Annotated in this window: 2 protein-coding genes; both read left to right on the forward strand. The window is 63.5% G+C overall.

Translation table 11 applies throughout. The annotated features are described in order from the left end of the window. Nucleotides 1-184, forward strand: a 184-nt coding sequence (locus tag ENZ75_RS30845) for a LysR substrate-binding domain-containing protein (protein ID WP_245481313.1), incomplete at its 5' end; no start/stop codon positions are given. Between the two features lie 224 nt (nt 185-408). After that, the gene (locus tag ENZ75_RS30850; RefSeq protein ID WP_013528413.1) at nt 409-1,719 is read left to right on the forward strand and encodes a sugar ABC transporter substrate-binding protein; all 1,311 of its coding nucleotides are present in this window, start codon (nt 409-411) and stop codon (nt 1,717-1,719) included. The last annotated feature ends 39 nt before the right edge of the window (nt 1,720-1,758 follow it).

The raw sequence follows: 1,758 nt of genomic DNA on the forward strand, positions 1-1,758 counted from the left end.
TGGCGTCGCGATCCTGACCAGGGCGCTGTTCAAGGCGGAACTTGCCGGTGGGCGCCTGATCCAGCCTTTCGATCTGGTTGGCGACGACGGCCATGCCTTTTGGCTGGTCTACCCCGAAGCGCGCCGCAACGTGCCGAAGATCCGTGCCTTCCGCGACTGGCTGCTGGCCGAGATCGCCTGCTGACCGGCAAGCTTGCGGGCTGCACCTGGTCTCGCAGATCCATCCGCTGTTGCCGCACTGTATCCGGCCGGGACGCTCTTCGTCCTGGCAATTTCCGCTCGTCCCGGCCTGCGGTGTCGCCCGGGTGCTGCGCTGCAGCATCGAATCCGACTTGACATAATTCACGCCAAGTGAGTAATTGCCCAAAGCCAAGGCAAATGCTCATCTTGGTTCAAGGGAGGAATTTGATGAAACTTCGCACGCTCACCCTGGGCTTGTTGTCGGCCAGCACGCTTGCGTTCGCCGCACACGCCGAATCCATCACCATCGCCACCGTCAACAATGGCGATATGGTCCGCATGCAAAAGCTGACCGAGGACTTCACCAAGGCGAACCCCGACATCCAGCTCAACTGGGTTACGCTCGAAGAGAATGTGCTGCGCGAGCGCGTCACCACCGACATCGCCACCAAGGGCGGCCAGTACGACGTGATGACCATCGGCACCTATGAGGTTCCGATCTGGGCCAAGCAGAGCTGGCTTTTGCCGCTCGACAAGCTCGGCGACGACTACGACGCCAAGGACATCATCCCGGCCATTGCTGGCGGCCTTTCGGTCGACGGCAAGCTTTATGCCGCGCCCTTCTACGGCGAAAGCTCCTTCGTCATGTACCGCAAGGACCTGATGGACAAGGCCGGGCTGAAGATGCCCGACGCGCCGACCTGGGACTTCATCAAGCAGGCCGCCGACAAGATGACCGACCGCGCCAATGGCGTGAACGGCGTGTGCCTGCGCGGCAAGGCCGGCTGGGGCGAGAACATGGCTTTCCTGACCGCCATGTCGAACTCCTTCGGCGCCCGCTGGTTCGACGAGAACTGGAAGCCGCAGTTCGATCAGCCGGAATGGAAGAACACGTTGCAGTTCTATGTCGACCTGATGAAGGCCGACGGCCCCGAGGGGGCTTCCTCCAACGGCTTCAACGAAAACCTGGCGCTGTTCCAGCAGGGCAAATGCGGCATGTGGATCGACGCCACGGTCGCCGCGTCCTTCGTTTCGGACCCGAAGAACTCGACCGTCGCCGATAAGGTCGGCTATGCGCTGGCGCCCGACAATGGCCTGGGCAAGCGCGGCAACTGGCTGTGGGCCTGGTCGCTGGCCATCCCCGCCGGCACGCAGAAAGCGGATGCCGCCGAGAAGTTCGTCTCCTGGGCGACCAGCAAGCACTATGCGGAGCTCGTCGCTTCGAAGGAAGGCTGGGCCAACGTTCCTCCGGGCACGCGCTCCTCGCTCTACGCCAATGCCGAGTACCAGAAGGCCGCTCCGTTCGCCAAGATGACGCTGGACTCCATCAACGCCGCCGATCCGACGCATCCGACGGTCAAGCCGGTGCCCTATGTCGGCGTCCAGTTCGTCGCCATCCCTGAGTTCCAGGGCCTTGGCACCACGGTCGGCCAGCTCTTCTCGGCGGCGCTTGCCGGCCAGTCGAGCGTCGACGACGCGCTGAAGCAGGCCCAGGACGCTGCCACCGCGGCAATGACCGAGGGCGGATACATCAAGTAAGGCTCCTCCCGGTGCCGACTGCCGGTCGCCTCCTTGACC

It is taken from the genome of Mesorhizobium sp. M7A.F.Ca.CA.002.04.1.1 (genome assembly GCF_004022805.1).
GTDB lineage: Bacteria > Pseudomonadota > Alphaproteobacteria > Rhizobiales > Rhizobiaceae > Mesorhizobium > Mesorhizobium ciceri.

What these genes read in the sequence shown, in the direction of transcription:
- ENZ75_RS30850 (WP_013528413.1), top strand. Translation starts at nt 409, where the DNA reads ATGAAACTTCGCACGCTCACCCTGGGCTTGTTGTCGGCCAGCACGCTT.